Origin of the sequence: Methylocystis sp. (assembly GCF_051062815.1) — a bacterium.
Lineage (GTDB): Bacteria > Pseudomonadota > Alphaproteobacteria > Rhizobiales > Beijerinckiaceae > Methylocystis.
This window is the reverse complement of sequence record NZ_JBPFDU010000069.1, coordinates 1-19,799: the sequence shown is the minus strand read 5'-3', so window position 1 is coordinate 19,799 and position 19,799 is coordinate 1. Positions and strand designations below refer to the sequence as shown.

16 protein-coding genes, 2 tRNA genes and 3 pseudogenes are annotated in these 19,799 nt (G+C 61.2%); 13 read left to right on the top strand and 8 right to left on the bottom strand.

Annotated features, from left to right (window positions below; translation table 11 throughout):
• Window positions 1–87 precede the first annotated feature (87 nt).
• The gene (locus ACR65W_RS10850) at window positions 88–885 is read left to right on the top strand and encodes a dienelactone hydrolase family protein (protein ID WP_434501370.1); all 798 of its coding nucleotides are present in this window, start codon (window positions 88–90) and stop codon (window positions 883–885) included.
• A 5-nt stretch (window positions 886–890) separates the two neighbouring features.
• Here ACR65W_RS10850 and ACR65W_RS10845 read toward each other — a convergent pair whose 3' ends face one another.
• Both ACR65W_RS10845 and ACR65W_RS10840 read right to left on the bottom strand, forming a co-directional pair.
• The gene (locus ACR65W_RS10845) at window positions 891–1,700 is read right to left on the bottom strand and encodes a cyclase family protein (RefSeq protein ID WP_434501371.1); all 810 of its coding nucleotides are present in this window, start codon (window positions 1,698–1,700) and stop codon (window positions 891–893) included.
• A 39-nt stretch (window positions 1,701–1,739) separates the two neighbouring features.
• On the bottom strand, window positions 1,740–1,946 hold the full coding sequence (locus ACR65W_RS10840; RefSeq protein WP_434501372.1) for a DUF1674 domain-containing protein: 207 nt from the start codon (window positions 1,944–1,946) through the stop codon (window positions 1,740–1,742).
• 127 nt (window positions 1,947–2,073) lie between these two features.
• Between ACR65W_RS10840 and ACR65W_RS10835 the strand changes: the two genes are divergently transcribed.
• On the top strand, window positions 2,074–3,447 hold the full coding sequence (locus ACR65W_RS10835; protein WP_434501373.1) for an RsmB/NOP family class I SAM-dependent RNA methyltransferase: 1,374 nt from the start codon (window positions 2,074–2,076) through the stop codon (window positions 3,445–3,447).
• 2 nt (window positions 3,448–3,449) lie between these two features.
• Here the strand turns inward: ACR65W_RS10835 and ACR65W_RS10830 are convergent, their stop codons facing one another.
• Window positions 3,450–3,959, bottom strand: a complete 510-nt coding sequence (locus ACR65W_RS10830; protein ID WP_434501374.1) for an RNA pyrophosphohydrolase — start codon at window positions 3,957–3,959, stop codon at window positions 3,450–3,452.
• 239 nt (window positions 3,960–4,198) lie between these two features.
• Window positions 4,199–5,293, bottom strand: coding sequence for a Ppx/GppA phosphatase family protein (locus ACR65W_RS10825; protein WP_434501375.1), 1,095 nt, complete (start codon window positions 5,291–5,293; stop codon window positions 4,199–4,201).
• A gap of 246 nt (window positions 5,294–5,539) precedes the next feature.
• Here ACR65W_RS10825 and ACR65W_RS10820 point away from each other — a divergent pair.
• From ACR65W_RS10820 to ACR65W_RS10810, 3 genes are all read left to right on the top strand, one after another.
• Window positions 5,540–5,613: transfer RNA gene (locus tag ACR65W_RS10820), tRNA-Gln, on the top strand.
• Window positions 5,614–6,812: 1,199 nt separating this feature from the next.
• Window positions 6,813–7,199, top strand: a complete 387-nt coding sequence (locus tag ACR65W_RS10815; protein ID WP_123176692.1) for an HU family DNA-binding protein — start codon at window positions 6,813–6,815, stop codon at window positions 7,197–7,199.
• A gap of 44 nt (window positions 7,200–7,243) precedes the next feature.
• A tRNA-Gln gene (locus ACR65W_RS10810) sits at window positions 7,244–7,317 on the top strand.
• A 209-nt stretch (window positions 7,318–7,526) separates the two neighbouring features.
• Here the strand turns inward: ACR65W_RS10810 and ACR65W_RS10805 are convergent.
• The 4 genes and pseudogenes from ACR65W_RS10805 to mobQ form a co-directional block, all read right to left on the bottom strand.
• Window positions 7,527–9,266, bottom strand: coding sequence for a recombinase family protein (locus ACR65W_RS10805; RefSeq protein WP_434501286.1), 1,740 nt, complete (start codon window positions 9,264–9,266; stop codon window positions 7,527–7,529).
• On the bottom strand, window positions 9,253–9,753 hold the full coding sequence (locus ACR65W_RS10800; RefSeq protein ID WP_434501287.1) for a DUF2924 domain-containing protein: 501 nt from the start codon (window positions 9,751–9,753) through the stop codon (window positions 9,253–9,255). Before ACR65W_RS10800 ends, ACR65W_RS10805 begins: the two co-directional genes overlap by 14 nt.
• Before the next feature lies 1 nt (window position 9,754).
• A complete protein-coding gene (locus ACR65W_RS10795) occupies window positions 9,755–10,132 on the bottom strand; it encodes a DUF3489 domain-containing protein (RefSeq protein WP_434501288.1) in 378 nt (125 codons plus the stop codon).
• Window positions 10,133–10,420: 288 nt separating this feature from the next.
• Window positions 10,421–11,493, bottom strand: a pseudogene (gene mobQ, locus ACR65W_RS10790) (MobQ family relaxase); the annotation flags it as partial.
• 172 nt (window positions 11,494–11,665) lie between these two features.
• On the opposite strand from mobQ, the pseudogene ACR65W_RS10785 reads away from it, so the two are divergent.
• The 8 genes and pseudogenes from ACR65W_RS10785 (at window position 11,666) to ACR65W_RS10750 (ending at window position 19,688) form a co-directional block, all read left to right on the top strand.
• Window positions 11,666–11,993, top strand: a pseudogene (locus tag ACR65W_RS10785) (conjugal transfer protein TraD).
• A 1-nt stretch (window position 11,994) separates the two neighbouring features.
• A pseudogene (locus ACR65W_RS10780) lies at window positions 11,995–12,212 on the top strand (conjugal transfer protein TraD).
• A 390-nt stretch (window positions 12,213–12,602) separates the two neighbouring features.
• Window positions 12,603–13,424 (top strand): 23S rRNA (adenine(2030)-N(6))-methyltransferase RlmJ, encoded by an 822-nt coding sequence (locus tag ACR65W_RS10775; protein ID WP_434501289.1) that lies wholly within the window; start codon window positions 12,603–12,605, stop codon window positions 13,422–13,424.
• Window positions 13,425–13,968: 544 nt separating this feature from the next.
• Window positions 13,969–15,843: a ribonuclease H-like domain-containing protein gene (locus ACR65W_RS10770; protein ID WP_434501290.1), complete on the top strand. Its 1,875-nt coding sequence runs from the start codon at window positions 13,969–13,971 to the stop codon at window positions 15,841–15,843.
• Entirely contained in the window at window positions 15,828–16,877 is a 1,050-nt protein-coding gene (locus tag ACR65W_RS10765; RefSeq protein ID WP_434501291.1) for an adenylosuccinate synthetase, read from the top strand. Before ACR65W_RS10770 ends, ACR65W_RS10765 begins: the two co-directional genes overlap by 16 nt.
• Before the next feature lie 2 nt (window positions 16,878–16,879).
• Window positions 16,880–18,031, top strand: a complete 1,152-nt coding sequence (locus ACR65W_RS10760; RefSeq protein ID WP_434501292.1) for a hypothetical protein — start codon at window positions 16,880–16,882, stop codon at window positions 18,029–18,031.
• A gap of 31 nt (window positions 18,032–18,062) precedes the next feature.
• Window positions 18,063–18,779: a hypothetical protein gene (locus ACR65W_RS10755; RefSeq protein ID WP_434501293.1), complete on the top strand. Its 717-nt coding sequence runs from the start codon at window positions 18,063–18,065 to the stop codon at window positions 18,777–18,779.
• A 360-nt stretch (window positions 18,780–19,139) separates the two neighbouring features.
• Window positions 19,140–19,688, top strand: coding sequence for a tyrosine-type recombinase/integrase (locus ACR65W_RS10750; protein ID WP_434501294.1), 549 nt, complete (start codon window positions 19,140–19,142; stop codon window positions 19,686–19,688).
• Window positions 19,689–19,799: the final 111 nt, after the last annotated feature.

Genomic DNA, 19,799 nt, shown 5'->3' with positions numbered 1-19,799 from the left:
TCGACCCGACGGCGTCGTGCTCGGCCGGCTGGACACAGCCCGTCCTTTTCATAGCTAATCCCCGACGTCAGCTTTGTAGGAGGCCTCATGACCTTGCCTTCGAACAACCCCGCCCGGTTCGCCCACGCGGCGGGCGCGCCCGCGCCAAGCGCCATCGCCACGGACGTGGAGGGACTTGAGGCGGGCGTGACGACGCTGCCGGGCGGCGCGCCGGCCTATATCGCCCGCCCGCGGACCGGCGGCGATTTCCCGATTATTCTCGTGGCGCAGGAAATCTTTGGCCTGCACGAACATATCCGCGACATCGTGCGGCGGTTCGCGAAGCTCGGGTTTCTCGCCATTGCGCCCGACTTCCTCATTCGCTATGGGGACCCGCAAGAAGCGCCAGACATAGAGGCGATTCGCGCCATCGTCGCCAAGGTTCCCGACGCCGAGACGATGGAGATATTCGATCAGGCGCTCGCTTACGCCGCGACGAAAGGCGGGGACGCCGGACGCGCGGCGATCACCGGATTTTGCTGGGGCGGGCGCATCGCCTGGCTCTATGCGGCGCATCATCCCCGGCTCCTCGCCTGCATTCCCTGGTACGGGCGGCTTGATGGGCCGCATACGCCGGCGCAGCCACGCTGGCCGATCGACATCGCGGGGGAGCTGAAAACGCCGACGCTGGGGCTATACGGCGGCGCCGACCCGAGCATTCCCGCCGAACTCATCGAGACCATGCGCGAGCGCCTGAAGAAGGCGCAGGCGCCCGCCGAGATCATCGTCTATGCCGACGCGCCGCATGCGTTCTTCGCCGACTATCGCGACAGCTATCGGCGAGACGCCGCCAGCGACGCGTGGGAAAAGGCGCTGGCCTTCCTGCGCGCGAAGGGCGTCGGGTAACCGCGTTACCGCGGGACGAGCGCGATGATGCGGGCGGGGCCGCCCGAGCCTTTTTCGATCTTCATCGGCAAGGCGACGAGGATCGCGCCCGTTGGCGGCAGCTGGTCGAGGCTGGTGAGGTTCTCGAGCCCGCCGATATTGGCGGCGCCAATGATCCGGTGCACCAAAAAATCCTGCGACGGCCCGTTGTCCACGCTCGCCGTGTCGACGCCGATGAGATTGGGGCGGCGCTCTTTCGCGAGCCAGGCCGCCGCCTCCGGGCCAAAAGACGGAAAATGGAGATGGGTCGCGTCGCCCGGCGTGTCGTCGCCGAGATAGGCCTTCTTGTCGGGCCAGCGCGCGCTCCATCCGGTGCGCAGCAGCACGATCGCTTTGTCGGGAATGCGGCCATGCGCCGCCTCCCAGGCGGCGATGTCTTCGATCGTCAGCAGATAGTCGGGGTTCGCCTCGGCCTTGGCGGCGACGTCAATGACGATCGCAGGGCCGACGAAGCGCTCGACCGGGATCTCGGAGTTCGTCCAGCGGCCCTCGGCGAAATGCATCGGCGCGTCGAGATGGGTGCCGCCATGCTCGGGCGAACAGAAGGCGTTGGCGAAATAGAAGAACCCCGCCTTGGTCGGTCCCTTGTGCAGCACTCTGAGTTCGAAACCCGACGGCGAGGTTGGCCAGTAGATGGTTTCGGCGTTGAAGGCGTGAGTGAGGTCGACGACCTTGCTCGACGCGAGATCTAGGCTCTGCGCTTGCGCCGGCTCCAGTTGGGCGGCGGAGAACGTCAGGCAAAGCAACAGACCGCCTAACGCCGTTCGTTTTTTCATATCGGGACGCTCTCCAGAAACGCGCATGAGCGCAGCGGATCAAAAATCGCTAGCAATTCCTTTGACTTCCCAGTCGCCGTAGCGCGCCGGGTCAGGTCCGCCGCGGCCGCCAGTTTCTTGCGGCGGGGCCGGAGCTTGCGCCGCCTCGCGACGGCGCGCCTCCGCTTCGGCCAATGCGCGCTGCGCGGCCGGCGGCGGCTGTGCGGGCCGCTCTGTCGAACTTGCTGCGTCTCCTGCCTTCGACACGGTCCGTTCCTGTGTGCATTCGTCGCCCGCGGCCGCGCCAATTATGCTATGATTCGGCTTGGTCGCGGAGGGAGGAAGCCGTTTGGCGAACAGCGACAGTAGATCAATTTCCGCCCGGACCAAATCGGTGCGTCAAGGGTCCCGGCAAGGCTTCGTGCCCGCCGAAGCGGTGCGGGAGGCCGAAGCGGCGAAGATTCCCGGGTTGCCGGCGCGCCTCGCCGCCGCCAACATCATCGGCGACATCGTGCAGGGCGGCCATCGTCTCGATGAGTGTTTCGCGGCGAACGCCGTGCCTTCGCGCCTCTCCGGGCTCGACGCGCGCGACGTGTCGCTCACGCGCTCGATCGTCACGGTCGCGGTGCGTCGGCTCGGCCTCATCCGCCACGTTCTCGCCGAGCTCCTGGAAAAAGGGCTGCCGCGCCAGGCCGCGCGGCTTGAGTTCTCGCTGATCGCCGCCGCCGCGCAAATCCTGTTTCTCGACGCCGCCGATCACGCCGCCGTCGATCTCGCGGTGCGCGCGGCGCGCCTTGAACCGAAAACCGCCGGCTTTAGCGGGCTCGTCAACGGCGTGTTGCGCAATCTCGCGCGACGGCGGCAGGAATTCTTAGACGTCGCCGCAAGCGGCGAGCATGATGCGCCGCCTTGGCTGGCGCAGCGCTGGCGCAAGCATTATGGCGAAGACGCTGGGCGCGCCATCGCGGCCATGCACATGCTCGAGCCGCCCCTCGACGTGTCAGTTAAAGACGATTCCAAGGGCTGGGCGGAGCGGCTCGACGGCGTCGTGCTGTCGACAGGCTCAGTGCGGCTGCGCAGCCACGCGCCGATCTGCGAACTTCCCGGCTATGGGGACGGCGAATGGTGGGTGCAGGACGCCGCCGCCGCTCTGCCGGCGCGCCTGCTGGCGCCGCGGCCGGATGAGCGCGTGCTCGACATGTGCGCCGCGCCTGGCGGCAAGACGGCGCAGCTGGCGCTTGCCCGCGCGCAGGTGGTCGCTCTGGACCGTTCGGCGGAGCGCCTGAAGCTGCTCGCCGCCAATCTCGCTCGGCTACAGTTGCACGCGGAAGTTGCGGTCGGCGACGCCGCCGCCTATCAGGCGCAGCCTTTCGACGCGATTTTGATCGATGCGCCCTGTTCGGCGACGGGAACGATCCGCCGCCATCCGGACGTGCCCTGGACCAAGAAGCCGGGCGACATCGAAACGCTCGCGAGCTTGCAGACAAAGCTGCTCAATCGCGCGGCGCTTCTGACGCGGGCCGGCGGGCGCATCGTTTATTGCTCTTGCTCGCTGGAGCCGGAGGAAGGCGAATATCAGATCGCCGCGTTTTTGCGCCGCAATCCAGATTTTCGCCGAATGCCGATTGATCCAGGCGAGGGCGTCCCGGAGGAGTTCATCAACCGAGACGGCGATCTGCGCACCTTGCCGCATTACTGGCCGAACGAAGATCCGCGACTTGCCGGCATCGACGGATTCTTCGCCGCGCGGCTGCTGCGGTCGGCCTAGCTCTACGCCCGCGCAGCGACCAGGGGCGCGAACTCCTTCACCACCTGCTCATAGACGACCCGCTTGAACGGCACGATGAGTTCCGGCAGCGCCGAAAGCGTCTCCCAGCGCCAGGCGTCGAATTCGGGCTTGTGCGCGCCGTGGCCCGGCGCGTGAATATCGATTTCGCTTTCGTCTCCGGTGAAGCGCAGCGCGAACCAGCGCTGGATTTGGCCGACATATTTGCCGCTCCAGCGGTTGTTGTTGTTTCTGGGGAGATCGTAGCAAAGCCAGTCTGGAGCCTCGGCGAGAAGGGCGACGCTCGACACATTGGTCTCTTCGTGAAGCTCGCGCAGCGCCGCCTCATAGGGCGTCTCGCCCTCGTCGATGCCCCCCTGAGGCATCTGCCAGAGATAGGGCGGGCGGGTCTGGTCATGGGCGCCTTTGGCGCGCCGCCGCCCGATAAAGGCGAGGCCCTGCGCATTGAGCAACAAGACGCCGACGCAGGGCCGATACAATCCGCGGCCGCTCATCGCCCCGTCTCGCGGCGCGGCCCATGCTGGCGCGCTCCATCCGTTGCATGTGTCATCCGCTCCCCCCAAGCGTTCGCAGTTTGGCGCGGATACTTCTGCCCGTCCACGCGCCCGCCGTCGAGCCGCTAGATCACGCTGCATTTGGGCGGAATCGCCCAAATGCAGATAACGTGATCGATTCTTAAAGTTTAGAGCGCGCTCTACGCGAAAAACCGGTTCCCACTTTTTCGCAACGCGCTCTACGCGCGCCGCGTCAGCGCGCCGTCGGCCTCCATCAGCTCCAGCAGCATGCCTTCCCGCAACCCCCGGTCGGCGATGCGCGTCCGCTGCGCCGGAAAAAGCGTGCGAATCGCCTCGAAAATCGCGCAGCCGGCAAGGACGAGATCGGCGCGTTGCGGTCCGATGCAGCCGTTGGCGACGCGCTCATCGAAATCCATCTCCCGCAGCCGCAGGATCGCCCGCGTTGCGTCATCGTCGCTCATCCACAAGCCGTCGACGCGCCAGCGGTCGTAGCGCTCGAGCCCAAGATGGACGCCGGCCAGGGTGGTGACGGTTCCCGAAGTGCCCAGAAGATGGAAGCGCGGACAGCGGCGCTCCGAGGCCATGCGCCGCGCGAAGGGGGCGAGAGTCTCGCGCACCTGCCGCGCCATAGCCGCGAACGTCTCGGCCGAAACGCAGCGTCCGCCGAAATGCTCCGCGAGGGTCACGACGCCGAGTTCGAGCGACGTCCAGGCGCGAAAAGCGTAAGCGCCATTTTCGCTGCGCCGTTCGCGCGCCAGCCACACGAGCTCGGTGGACCCGCCGCCAATGTCGAACAGCAGCACGCTTTCGGCGGCCGGATCGGCGAGCGATCCGCAGCCGCGGGCGGCGAAGCGCGCCTCGGTTTCGCGGTCAATGATCTCGAGCTGCAGCCCGGTGCGTTCGCGGACGCGCTCGACGAATTCATCGCCGTTCGCCGCGCTGCGGCACGCCTGGGTCGCGACCAGCCGGGCGCGGGTGACGCCGCGCGCATCCATTTTTTCGCGGCAGATTTGGAGCGCCGCGATGGTGCGCTCGATCGCTTCTTCGCTGATCCGGCCAGCCTTGCCGAGGCCTTCCCCCAGCCGCACGATGCGCGAGAAGGCGTCGATGATGCGCAAAAAATCATTGTTGCGCCGCCGCGGCCTGTGCTCGGGCCGGGCGATCAGCAGCCGGCAGTTGTTGGTGCCGAGGTCGAGCGCGGCGTAGATATGGCGCGAGTCGAGCGCGCCGGAAGCGACGCCGGGGTTTATGGGAAGCTCGGGCGCGGCCTGCGCCGACGCCGACGCCGTAGACGGTAGATCGGTTTCCCTCACTCGATCCCTTCCGCGAAGCCGCTCCGTCCCGCCTCGCGCCGCATCGACGGAAGCGGAGCGGCGATCATTGTAACGCCGCGATGCTGGCGTAAATTTCTTTCATGCAGGATCGGCGCGCCGCCCGCAAGTGCGTTTCCTGCAAGCATTAAGAGCGCGCGCGGCGGCGTTGGGCGGCGGTCCGGTTGACACCGTCGGCGGCGCTCTCTAAGTCACCAGCCGTTCGCGCGGGCTCTGCGCGGCGCCGTTTGGGGGATAGTTCAACGGTAGAACAGCGGACTCTGACTCCGTTAATCTTGGTTCGAATCCAGGTCCCCCAGCCAAGTTTCACTTGGCGCGACTTCCCCTCGCGCTCCTCCCGAACCGGCGGCGACCGTCGGGGTTTCTCAGGACTCAAAGGCTGGCGGAAGCGTGCGACCGCATCGCCGTTCCCAAGCGCAGTTCAATAGCAGGAAGCTCAGCAAGCGCCGTTATTCGCGCGTTCCTGCTTTGCGAGAGCCTTGGATGCCCGGCCTCAAGCCCATCCGCAGCGCAACCGAGGAGGCTCTGTCCAATCTTGCGGCTGCCGCGAGGAGTTGCGGTGTGGATAGCGCCGGGAAGGGAACCCTCGCCGAGCCCAGGGGTTGGTTTCTGTTAGGCGCGCCGCAGTCCCCGTGGAGCGAACAGGAGCAGGCAAGATGTCGTCAGGACAAAGCAGTGGAACCGGGGCGAGGACGGAACTGAACGATGAAAAGGTGAGGAAGAACGACATCCTCAGTAATCGCGATAAGGCCCAAAGACGACCTGGACAGAGCTTGGACAGTAAAGGCGTTCAGGTAGACGAATACAAGGACAACCCGGCCAATCGCCGTCCATCGAGTGACGATAGAATTCAACCTGATGTCGAGTCAGCCGCCGAGAAGCCGAAGGAGTCGTCGCCCGGGACTAACAGGCCAGAGCCGGCGGATGATTCCGAGCAAGTTGACCGGCCCGGTTTCGACTTGGGGGGATCAACCGGCGAGACGCAGGCAGGCCGAGGTCTGGGGCTTGGCCCCGATGCGCTGAAAACCGGAAAGAGGCGCTTGCCAAGATAGCGTCGTCTTCAGGCAGCCAGCCGAAGCTCGCGAACGTCCTAAAGAACGCGCCGGAAATCGGGTCGGCGCGAGACACATTGGCAAATCATTTCGAGCAATTCGGACAGAAGCTGATTTCTAGTAGGTTGGCTCGGCGGTCATTGAACTCTGCGCAACATCTGCGCTGACCTAAAAGGGCGCCAGGCGTCGGGGCGTAAGGCGCCGCGTGCGCTCCCGGAGCGCCGATGAGTGTCATTCACTCGATGGCGCGCCTGGAACGAGGCCTGGCCTCCCTCCGAGGGCGCCGCCACTAGCTCCTCACGCGCAACATTATCAGTATTGCGTTGGCGCGGGATCTTCGGCCGTTTGCATTGCTGCGGAGAAATTTGCGAATCACCAATGAAATCGTTAGCAATCGCATGTGTGCGGATGAGCAATAATGCAGGCGCTTATCTAGTAAAGGACATCTTATGGCTAGAGGAAAACCGGTGAAGGCGGCGAGCAGGAAGGTCAGCAAGGCTGAGCCTGCCGCCATTCGGCCCATCAAAGAGACATTTACAAAATCGGCTCTCATCAACCGGATTGCCGAGGAGAATGACATTCCTCGCAAGACCGCGGTGGGCGTCTACGCGACGTTGGAGAGTGTTTTTCTTGGGTCAGTTCACCCGCGCGGCGTGGGCGAATTCACCCTGCCGGGCCTTCTGAAAGCGACACTTCGCAAGGTGCCGGCGCGGAAGGCGGGGACTTTGGTTCGCAATCCTGCGACGGGCGAGATGGTCAAAGCCGCCGCCAAGCCCGCAAGCGTGCGCGTCAAAATCCGGCCGCTCTCCAAACTGAAGTCGGCGGCGACGAAGTAAAGCGCCATCGACCAGGTCGTCGCGTTGTATCGGCGCGGCGCCGTTGGGGGATAGTTCAACGGTAGAACAGCGGACTCTGACTCCGTTAATCTTGGTTCGAATCCAGGTCCCCCAGCCAACAATTCCCAAAATTCTGCCTCGAATTTCCCGCTGCGGCCGTCGGCGGAGTATGGGCGTTTTTTCCGTGGGTTAGCGGTCCCGCGATGTAAGCGAAGCGGCCCTGAGACGAAAAGCGTCCGGAGTTGGGGCGTGAACTGCGGCCGAGTCTCTCGAGGCGCTTTTGGCGTGAACGGATGTCGAGTGTCCGGGCGGATTTTCGGGAAAGGCTCAGCTCGCGAAGCCGAGAAAAGACCGCTGCTGTTTCCAGTCGTGGGGCAGGCGTTGGCTCAGTTTCAGAAGCCGGGTCGGCGTCAGCCCGACCGGCTGGCGGCCGGCGAGGATCGCCTGGACGATGTCGGGCGCGAGATAGGACAGCCGGACCAACGAGGACAGACGGCCGCGCGTGATTTCTCGCCGCTCGATCATCGCCTCAATACTATCGTGTGGTCCTACGAAGAGTTCGGTGCGGCGCGAGAAGGCTTCCTTGATGAGGGCGACGAGATTTTGGTCGATCTCTGGTTCGGCGCCGGTCTCGATGACGAGGAGTTTGCCTTTGCCGGCGCGGCGCAGCTTGGCTTCCGTCACCAGGAGGAGCGGCTCTGAATCATCCCGAGGGATTTTTTCCGCAGCCTCCATCACGCGGGCGATTTTCGCCCGGTTCAAGCCGATCTCTATTTCCTCGCCGTAAACGGTGACGCGTTCGACAATGCTGCGAACAAGTTTCGTCAGCTCGATCGGCGACATCTCAAACCAGTGCTGCGAAAGCGTGGTGGCGCTGCGCAAGATTGTTTCGAGGTCATGAGCATCGAAGCCAAAAGCAGAGAGCGAATCGGCAATGGCGCTGGTTGACGACAAGAAGGCTCTCAGTCGGTCGAGGACAAGTCCTTCGATATCCCCGGCAGGGATGCGCATCACCGGCGATGACGCGTGAGCGCAGTTCTTGGGTGCGTCTGGATCATTCCTGATCAATACAGCCGAGACATAATAGCGATATCGCTTGCCTTGCTTGACGGCATGCGTCGGGCTCATTCGACCGCCGGCGGCGTCATAGATGAGACCGGCAAGGAGGCTTGGAGAGTCCGCGCCCGCCGACAGCGAGCGCTCATGTCGATTAGCGGCCAGTCTGTCCTGAACGATTCGCCATAGTTCAGTATCGACTATGGCGTCATGCTGGCCGGGATAGGCAGCGGTCTGATGAACGATCTCCCCGCGATAAATGCGGTTCTGCAGCAGCAGATAGAGCGCGCCGCGCGAAAACGGCTTGCCGCCGGCGAGACATCCGCCAGATCCCGCGCGGCGCTTGCTGACAATGCCTTGTCGATCGAGTTCTGATTTGAGCAGCGTGACGGAGCCCAGTTCCGCATAGCGCCGGAAGATCGTCCGGACGGTCGCCGCTTCCTCCTGATTGACGATCAGCTTCCTGTCTTTGACGTCGTAACCCAGCGGCACATTGCCGCCCATCCACATGCCCTTGCGTTTCGAGGCCACGATCTTGTCGCGGATGCGCTCGCCGGCGATCTCGCGTTCGAACTGGGCGAAAGAGAGCAGCATGTTGAGCGTCAGACGGCCCATGGAGGTCGTCGTGTTGAACTGCTGCGTCACCGAAACAAAGGAGGCGTTATGGGCGTCAAGTATGTCGACGATCTTGGCGAAGTCTGCGAGCGACCGGGTCAGCCGGTCTACCTTGTAGACAACGATGATCTGAACCTTCCCGCTCTTCACGTCCTGGAGAAGCCGCTTGAGGGCAGGGCGCTCCATCGTGCCGCCGGAGAGGCCGCCGTCGTCGTACATCTCAGGAAGGCCGACCCAGCCGGCGTGACGCTGGCTGACGATATAGGCTTCGCAAGCTTCCCGCTGTGCGTCGAGAGAATTGAATTCCTGCGCCAGCCCCTCGTCGGAGGATTTGCGAGTATAGATCGCACTGCGGATCGACGCGCCAGACGAGCGGACGAGATCAGGCCTCGCCATGTCCGTCTGCCCCAGCAAAAGTGAAGGAGCCGGACACTGGGACTGATCGCCGCCGCCTCAAGCCGAAGAAGCGCGGACCGGACCAATGCGCGCCGGTAATCTCCCGCGCCACCACCGAGAGGGAGGGGTAGCGCCGCCCGCGCCATTCGACGCCGTCAGCCTGAATGAGCGCCACATGGGTTTCGCCGCGCCATTCCCGCACGAGCCGCGTGCCGGGCTTCAGCGCGATCGGAGGCGCAATCCGAGGCTCTGCTTGATCAGACGAAGCGACGCCGCCTTGTTCCAGCTTTCGCGCAACGGCTTTGGCGAGTCCGCCAAAGGCTCGCTCCTGAAGCTTGTAGAGAATTCCGCGCAGCAGCAAATCCCGGGAAAGCCGCATGGGCGGCGACATCCGATGAAGTCGCCGCCATTCGCCGCGCAGTTCGAAGAGGGTCAATGTCGAAAGACTCTCAAGCGCCTCTTCGACATTCATTGCCGACGTCCGCATCTCAGCGCGCGTGTCGCTTCTCTATGCGATAGCGGCGTGTGCCTTCTTTGGTCTTGGACGATGTGAGCGGGAAACCGAGTTTCCTTTTCACTGTGCCGGCCAGGAACCCCCGCACGCTGTGCTGCTGCCAGTCGGTCGCCAGCATGATCTCCTCGATGCTTGCGCCGTCGGTTCGACCCAGCAGCGTCAGCACGCGTTCCTGCTTGGTGACGCGTTCGACCCTTGTTTCGTCAGTGTTCAACGTCGGTTTGGTGGAGACGTCGGGCGTGACTTTTGAACGCGCCGCCGCGTTCGGTTCGGCGCTCCGCTTCTTGGAGGCGGCGCGCTTTGGCGATGTGCTCGCGGTAGCTCGTGATCTCTTGAGGGAATCCGTCGACATCGTTTTCGGCTCCTTTGGTTAGCGGCGTCGAGAGCGACGCTGGCACCAACCAAAGCCCCGCAAATTGCGAGGCGAGCCTTCATAACAACCCCTCGGACTAAATCCTCGGGTCGACACGCCTAGCAATGCGTCCTTTGCGGCAGAAGTCCAGTCGTTTTTCTTAAGCTGGATGAGCCCAAAACACGCTTAAGCCGACTGGGATTTTCAGCGGGTCCACAGGAAACATGGCCCGTAACAGAGCTCTTATTTTACGTGCATGGCGAATCGCGTGCGCTCGGTTACGATGCGATGCGCCAGCGCGTCGGCCTGCTCTCCCGAAAGAACGAGACCGCGTGCTTTCTCGCGCGCCAGTGCCGCTTCACGGTCCCTGTCACCGACCTCGTGGCGCTGCTTCGCAGCCATGAGGTCGGCAGCGCGGTGCAAGCGCTGCTCGGTCTCGATCATCTGGCGGGTGGTGAAGCGATCCTCGCCCCGTTCATCCTTGCCCAATTGGACGAGATCGGGCGCTTCCCGCATCGCGCCCATCACCGCATTGAATTGGTCGCTCCCGTCACTGTGCCGGTGCGCGAACATCGCCATGTCGCGCCGTGTGAAGGTCGATTGCTGATGCGTGATCGCGTCGAGCGCGATGGACGGATCGGCGATGATGCGCGCGCCGTTGTTGCGCGGCATCTCGCGGTGCATGTCGGCGCGGTCGGCGGCCTCGATCCCTTCGCCTTCGATGCGCTGCGCGGTCGCGCCGATCTGGCTTTGCGGCTCCAGCGCGATTCCCTGAGCTTTCAGGCTGCGATGGTCGATGCGCGCGTCGACGTCGAGTTCGGCCAGACGCTCGTTGGCAAGCTCTGCCCAACGCTCCCGCCAGCGTTCAAGCAACTCGGTGCGGTTCCACTCCCGCACCTTCGGACCGAAGCCATTCTCGTCAACCGAGCGCATGGTCAGCATGACATGTGCATGCGGCTTCAGCATTCCACCCTCGGCCATATCCCAATGCACATTGAGGTCGGCGATCATGCCCCGGTCTACGAATTCGGACCGCACGAAATCGCGGGCGAGTTCGATGCCCTGGCGCTCTGTCATCTCGCGCGGAATGGCGAATTCGACTTCGCGGGCGAGCTGCGCATCCTTCCTGACCTCGAGCGTCTCGACATCGTTCCAAAGTCGTTCGCGGTCCTTCCACGCCTCCGGCGCATTCTCCGGCAGCATCACGTCGGAATGGACCACGCCGCGCTTGGCCGAGAAATCGTGACTGCGTCCGAGCCGGTCGTCGCGCAGCCGCGAGGCCGAGCGGAAGGCGAGGACGCCACCGCGCTGGAGCCGCATTTGCGGCCGATGACCTTGACGTGAAGATGATAGATCGCCATCGCGATCCGAACATCATCACAGCGAAGCGCACGTCGGAACGACGTATAAGCGGTCCCTCCCTCGAAAAATTCTCGGGAGGGACCACGCCGTCCCCAACTGTCCCGGCTACCTTACATCATTTCGGTAGCCGCTCGACTATCATCTCTCCATCAACAGCATGTGGAGGACATGATGCGCAAGCCGCGGGACTTCGACGCAGAATTGAAGTCGCTCGAACACAAGGCGCGAGGCCTCAGAAACCGCAAGGTGCAGCAGCTTGGCGAGCTGGTCATTTCGACCGGAGCCGACGCGCTCAGCGCCGACGAATTGGCGGGCGCACTGATCGTGCTGGCGGAAACCGAGGATGCCGGAAAGAGGGAGGCATGGGCGAAACGTGGGCCGCGTACTTTCAGGGCCGGTCGCGACGAACTGCGTCGGCGCCTGGTCGCGCGACACTGGCGGCGCTTCAGCGCAACACAGTGGTGTGCAACCGTCATCAGACGGCACAGGCGCGGCATGACATGCGCGCCTGGCAGGTCGAGCGCCGCAAGCGCACGCGACATCTGATCGAACTCGGTGGCCTCGTCGTCAAAGCCGGCGTCGTCGACTTGACTGCGACGACCGCGCCATCATTTTCGGCGCGCTCCTCTGGATGGCCGACAAGCTCCAGAGCGAGCAAGGTGAACATGCGCGGGCGCTCTGGAGCGCGAAAGGGAAGCGGGAGTTGGAGAATAGCTAGGATCCGGTCGATCTGATCCTTCATCACCCTGACGAAAGTTGCCTTGAACGTTTCGTGGGTCGACGATTCGGCGCAATCTGTCGGGAGTAGCGGGCGCATGACCGTGCCATGCTCGAGCGCCTAATCGTGACCGAACGGGGTCGCCAAGGCGAGGAGAGAGCCGTAAACGAGGGCTTGCTCGCGCCGTGATCAAAGCGCCGCCTTTCCGTTTTTCGCGTCACCGGAGCACCGCTGTTGAAAGGATGTTCGGTGCCACTGCCGTCGACGCGAGGCCTTCTTTGCCGCTACCAAGGAGGTTGCGGTGTCGATGATCGAAACGGATCAGGACTAATAGTAGATCACGACCAAGCCTCCAAGAGCTAGTGAAGAACAGGGAAAGAGCCTACGATCGTGAATTACCGACATGCCTTCCACGCCGGCAATCACACGGAAGTGTTTAAACACGCTGTGCTGACGCTCTTGCTGGAACATCTTTTGCTAAAGACGAAACCGTTCTCGGTTCTGGATACGCATGGAGGTCTCGGCGTTTATGACCTCGATTCTGAGGAGGCGATGCGAACTAACGAGCGCTGCGAGGGCGTGGACCGCGTATTCGGCAAGCCACTTGCCTCAGCACCGATGTATGCGAGGATTGTTGAAACGCTCAACGGTAAATCGCTGAGATTCTATCCTGGTTCGCCAGAACTAATTAAGCAGGCTTTGCGTGAGCGCGATCGCCTTATCGTTTGTGAGCTGCACCCGCAGGACGGGGCGCTATTGAAAGCGCGATACAGCAGGGATCGACGAATCGCGGTCCATGAACGGGATGGATATGAAGCGGTCGGTGCGCTGCTACCGCCCGAAGAGCGGAGAGGCTTGGTCTTCATTGACCCGCCGTACGAGCAGAGGAATGACGTCGACCAAATTGCTAATTCGCTTCGAACAGGCTTTGGCAAATGGGCAACCGGAACATTTGCCGTATGGTACCCCATCAAGGACGGCGCCTTCGGAGACCGAATTGCTGCGGCCGCGGTTGGAGCCGGCTTCAAGAACGTTCTGCGCGCGGAGTTCTGCCCCTTCCCGCGAGACGGTCTAGCCCTCGCGGGCAGCGGCTTAGTAATCTGTAATCCTCCTTGGATGATCGATTACAAGATTCGACACCTTTGCCAGGAGCTTAAGGTAGTTCTCGGATGCAATGTAAGTAATTGGTCCGTCGACCTCGTGAAGTGTTAATTATGCTTCAGTGAATCCTGTCGTTAGGCTGCGGCTCATCTGCTATGATGGCGTGTATTACTCCCATGACATCGCGCCACTTGTGGCATATAGCTAGGTCTCCCCGTTCGAAGGCTCGCTCCGCCTTGGAGTCCATGAGTTCCAGAGCGCGATCCGACCCGAAGCGCTCCATCAATCTCACCCCCCGGTGCCATGTCGAACGGCTGAATCCATAGTCGTGGAGTTGCGAACTGTCATCGATCATCGACTCGATGGTGATAACATACTCCCCGACCACGAACTCTGATTTCTTTTCCTTCACAGGACCACCGTGCACGTCTCAAACGCATCTAAAATTCTTTGTATAACAAATCGCCAAAGATCGCCAAAAGTATCTGCATAAGGTAGCGTTACGCGCGGAAAAGGCCGGAGAACTAGGGTGCCAGCCCTTCTTCCGGAAGGAGGGAGGGTGGTGCGGCCGAAGCCTTAGTGGTATGGGCAGCCTCCGTTGGGAGGCGGGGCTGGAAGCGCAGACAACCCTGAGCGCGATATTGGAGCGGTTCTGATGTTGGCCCGCACGCCACGGACCAGGAAAAATACCGTTATCCCTGAGCTGCCGCGCTGGCTGAGTGAGCGGCTTGCCATATGCAGGCAGCATCCCGAACGTATACTATTTCTTGACATTGAAACAACGGGTCTGAGTCACCACTACGACGAAATCACCGTCGTCGGCTGGTCGATCGGCGGCCGCGCTTCGACAATGGTCAAAGGTGACAGCCATGAACTGTTGAGGAAAGACGCGCAAGGCGCGCTGGCGCTCGTCACGTTCAATGGCATCCGGTTTGACGCGAGATTCCTCCGACAGGAATTTCCGGACGTGCTGCTGCCGAGCAACCATATCGACCTGATGTATCTCTGCCGTCGCGTAGGCCTCACCGGCGGACAAAAGGCCATCGAAAAACAGCTTGGTTTGTCACTACGCAATGACATTGCCGAGGTCGATGGCTTCGCAGCCGTGCTGCTCTGGCATCGCTACCTGCGGGGAGACACGTCTGCCCTGAACACTCTGGTGCGGTATAACCGGGCCGATATCGCGGCGATGGGCGCGATTTTCGATAACATCATTGATCTGTTCGAGTTCGAACCAGATCTGTTCGTGGAACGAGTGACTTTCGGCGACTGGTCCGCGCCTGCCGGGTGGCTTGATATCCCCGCGTTTGAGGCTGCTCGAAGAGAACTGTCGTCCGCTCCAGACTTCGACCAACTGCTCGGAGGCACTCCGGCAGAGAGAGCGCGGATTGTGGGAATCGATCTCACGGGCTCCGAGGCCCGGGGATCCGGATGGTGCCTTCTTGATGGAAGGCATGCCAACTATGCGACGCTTTTCACCGACGAAGAACTCCTCGCCGAGACGTTGAACTGCCAACCTGATCTTGTCTCGATTGACTCGCCGCTTTGCCTCCCAGCGGGACGAACAAGTGTCGATGATGTGGACCCTGGCCGCGAGCGTTTCGGCATTATGCGCGAATGCGAACGGGAGCTGAAGCGGCGTGGGGTCAACGTCTATCCATGCCTTTTGCCCAGCATGCAGAAGCTGACGGCCCGCGGCATACGGCTGGCCGCAGCGCTTCGCAATCGCGGATTGCCGGTGATCGAAAGCTATCCAGGAGCGGCGCAGGACATCATGCGGATACCTCGAAAAGGAGCCGGGGTAGAATGGCTGAAACTGGGCTTGGCAGAATTCGGAGTATCAGCAGATCTCGAAGACGCATCTCACGACGAACTCGATGCGATCACTTCTGCTGTGGTGGGATCGTTTCATTGGGCCGGACTCGTAGAAGCCCTGGGAACAGCAGAGGAACCACCCTTGATTATTCCCAAGCTCGACGGTGGCGCCCAGCCGATTATCATCGGCATCAGTGGCCCAATCGCGGCTGGCAAGACGACTCTGGCGAGAGCTCTAGAAAAGCAGGGGTTCGCTTACACGCGCTTCAGTGTTGTCATTGACGATGAGCTAAAGGCTCGCGGTCTGCCCCTAGAGCGGGTCCATCGCCAAGCGCTCGGAAACGAGATCAATCGAACTGGCAAACAGAGATGGCTTGCGGAACAGACGCTCGCACGCGCGGGAGGAGCGCCGGCTGTCGTCGTTGATGGCATGCGCTTTCCAGAGGACCATGGGTTTCTTGCGGAGCGCGCCGGTGGCGGCTACGTTCATGTGTACGTGGATGCCAGTGAGGAACGGCGCCGTCGGCGGTACTCGGCGCGAGCGATCGATGGTGACTTCGAAACGGCGGCGATGTCTGATGTCGAAAGTCGAGTCGGTTCCATGCGCGCCATGGCCCACCGCGTGTTCCAAAACGAAGGTGTGATAGAAGAGGTAGGGCAATGGGCGGCAGAACTTGCCGCGGATAGCAGGAACCGAAGATGCCGATCTCGATAGTCGTCGGCGGCCAATTTGGGTCGGAAGGCAAGGGGAAGGTAGCGCTCGAAATCGTGCGCCGTAGCCGAGGCCCGATAACGGTCATTAGGGTTGGAGGACCTAATTCGGGACATACGGCCTTTGATCATAAAGGTCGACGATGGGCGCTTCGACAGATGCCGGCCGCGAGCGTCGACCGAAATGTCGACGTCGTGTTTCCTGCAGGCGCGTATCTGGACGTTGACGTCCTACTCGGGGAAATCGCGGCCTTAGATTACCCCTTGGACAGGATCGTGATCAGCCCCAAGGCTCAGGTCGTCACCGAGCAGCACAAAGCTTGGGAGGGCGAGGCGGCGCTTGTGTCTTCAATCGGCTCGACCGGCTCAGGTGTCGGCGCCGCGGTGATGGCATTGGCGGCTCGTGACGCGCCGAACTTCCCCCTGAAGGCCGTCCATGCGCTTGATCATGATCTGCTGCACCCTTTCCTAAGAAACGTCGATACCAGCCTCACGCTCAACGATCGTCTGGAACTCGGCCAAAGGGTCGTCATCGAGGGCTCGCAAGGCTTCGGTTTGTCGCTGCTGGACGGAGGCTATTGGCCGAAAGCTACCGCCAGATCAACGACGGCGGCGGCAGCGCTCGCGGAGGCCGGCGTCAGCCCCCGTTACGTAGACGACATCACAATGGTCCTCCGTAGCTATCCCATCAGGGTGGCAGGCGATTCTGGTCCGCTGCTGGGCGAAACCGCTTGGGAGGAGATCGCTCGACGAGCGGGAACCGAGCTGGATCTGCGTGAGTACACGACCGTTACGCGTAAACTTCGACGAGTTGGAGAATTCGACGCCGCACTGGTCAGGCGCGCGCTTGCAGCGAATGCGCCTCATCGGTTGGTGCTCAATCATCTTGACTACGTAGGCCCTCGCAGTTCGCTCGAAATGTCCGACGGTCCTGTTCGGCAATTCATTACTCGCGTTGAGCGGGAGATTGGCCATTGCATCGATTGGTACGGCTTCTCAAGAGACGGCATTGTATCCGCTACAAATCAAACAGCCTGATAATGCAGCCTGCTAACAATTCAGGAGAAGAGAAGGAGATATTAGGTCGATCCGACGCGGCCGAGCTAGCCCGTCAACGCCGTGGAAAGGATGACCCGTTCGACAACAACGTCATTCCGCCTTCCTTGTTGTCGGCAGATCATATCGAAAAATACGTCCTTGCAACGGGCATGATTGCACCCTTCTACAAGGGTGGCGACAAGCCGAGATTAAAGAAGGCTTCCTATGAAGGGCGAATCGGTAGCAAAGCGTACATCTTCAATAATGACGACGAGCTATTGTCCGTTTTCGATTCCGCCAAACCTTTGTGCGTGCGGGCAAACAGTATCCTGTTTGTCGAAACCGACCTCGATTTTCGTCTTCCCGACTACATCGGCGTACGCTTCAATTTGCAAATCAGGCACGTGCACCGAGGGTTGCTCTTAGGCACGGGGCCGCTCGTCGATCCCGGCTACTGGGGCAAGTTGTGCATTCCGCTGCACAATCTCACAAATGCGGACTACGTCATCCCTCTTGAAGAGGGTTTGATATGGGTCGAATTCACCAAGACGACGTCCACGCCCACCAAGGGTAGCGACCCTCTCATGAGGGACGGTCTTGAGCATTGGGATATTGAAAAGTTCATTCGTAAGGCTGCAGTCCCATTCGCAGGCGGGAAACCAGTCGGCATCCGAAGTTCGATTCCAACCATGGCAAACGATGCCCAGAAAGCGGCCGAGAAGGCGGCCGCCGCCAGCGAGACCGCTGCGTCAGATGCCAAAAATGCCCAGGCGGCTGCAGAGGATTTAAAGAACAGATTTCAAACAATCGCTTGGCTCGCGCTCGCCGGGCTGGCCGTCTCGCTTTTCGCCATTTATTTCACGATTTTGTTCGGCTGGCGGGCAGACATGAGTGCTGTCTGGGGAAAAATCTCGTCGATGGACGAACTTAAGAGCAGCGTAGGAGAAAGCGGTAAAACCATTGAGGAAATGACCAATCAATTAAAGGTGTTAGAAGCTGAGGTTGAGACTCTACGTCGGCAGGGTTCTGCAAGCGACGCTCGATTACCCGTAGCAGCCTCCCCGGGGACGATGCCCAACTTGCATGCAGCCGGACAGTCGGGCGGGAAAAAGTCAGGGCACTCCCATCGACCGATAGGCCGCGGCCGCAGATAGCGCGAAGAAAAGCCGGAACTCGATCCCTAAGATGCAAAATCGATACGCTGGCGATATAGGCGATTACATCAAGATTTCTCTCCTGCAGCATCTAGGCGTAGGTCGAAGGCTCGGAGTCGCGTGGTACTTATTTCGCGACGAGGAACACAACACCGACGGGCGTCACATCGCGTACCTGTGCGCTCCGGAGCAGTGGAGACATTTGAACCCCCACCTGTTCGACTTGATGGCCGAAATCACATCCAAGAAGAGAGCGGTATCTGGCCTCCATCAGGCGTTCAAGGCTGGCACCCTGTTCGCCGCTGAGTCATTGCCCGTCGACCGCATGTCTGGGATTGAGCGCTGCAAAATGAGGTCCGCTTGGTTCTCGCGCACGGTAAAGGCCCTGGAGGGCGCCGAGATCGTGTTCATGGATCCAGACAATGGGCTTACGACGGATGACGAGCAACGTCGGCGGACTCCAAGCTTCGGCAAGCAAATTCCGCTCAACGAAGTGCTCGCGCTCTGCGAAGGCCGGACGGCGATCGTTTACCATCACAACAGTCGCTTTAAGGGTGGGCACGACGCCGAAGTCGACCACTGGCGTCGCGCGATAGGACGCCCCACGATAGCCGTCAGAGCCAACGCCTTTAGTTGCCGCACCTTTTTCGTCATCAACGCAGATGCCGAGATCGCGGAGCGCACCAGAGATTTCTGTGAAAAATGGAAGAACAACAAAATACGCCTTCACCGATCCGCATTCGCTTAGGCGACGATCTCAGCATCGACCGACGCGATCTCGCGCGCCTAAGATCACCTAGGTGCTGCAATTCGATGATCTCTTGTCGGACTACGCCCAGCGACGTTTTCGATAGAAAAATCGGCTGTTGGCCTTTATGTTGGCCTCAGGATTTTCCACACCGACAATTGTCCAATAAATTTCAGATCGTTATGTGAAATTTGTGATGACGCCCCTGGCACCAGAGCCTCTTTTCAAGGCACCTCATAATCGCTCATAATCAACGTAGAATCAGGTAGTATTGCAATTTTCGTCCCATAGTTGCTTATGGCGGAACGTTGTTTCTCAAAAATTCGGGGGTAGATTAGGGGCATCGAGGGATTTTCCCCTTTGGGCAATACCCCCAAGCCGTTAACGCAGTTCGACATCCAGAATGCCAGGCCAGGAGAAAAGCCTTACAAGCTTTTCGACGGCGGAGGGTTGCACTTAGTCGTGCAGCCCAATGGCTCCAAACTTTGGCGTCTCAAATACCGTTTCCTGGGAAAGGAGCGTCTCCTCGCCTTCGGGGCATACCCCCTATTCTCTCTCGCCGAAGCGCGAGCAAAGCGCGATGGGGCGAAGAAGCTTCTGGCGTCCGGCGTAGACCCGAGCATCAAAAAGAAGCTCGATCGAATCGCCGCCGAGACTTCCGCAAAGAACACTTTCGGATTGATAGCTTCCGAGTTTTTAGAAGGTCACGTCATCAAGGGTTCGGCCGAGATGACGGTCGCAAAACTCCGTTGGTTGTTGGAAGACATCGCCGAGCCTCTCGCTTCCCGACCGATTACCGAGATCAGTTCGGCTGAAATCCTCGACCTGTTGAAGCGTGTTGAGCGGAGTGGCCGCCGCGAGACCGCCCGCCGGCTTCGATGTAAGCATCCGGTGAGGCACGTGGGCTGATCATTTTCAGCCAAGGACGGCTGCGCGTAGATCAGGCGGCGAGCTTTTTGGCTTGTAGGTCGGCGGCCCAGCGCCACGGTAGCAAGGCGGCGAGATCGGTTATCTTGTGAT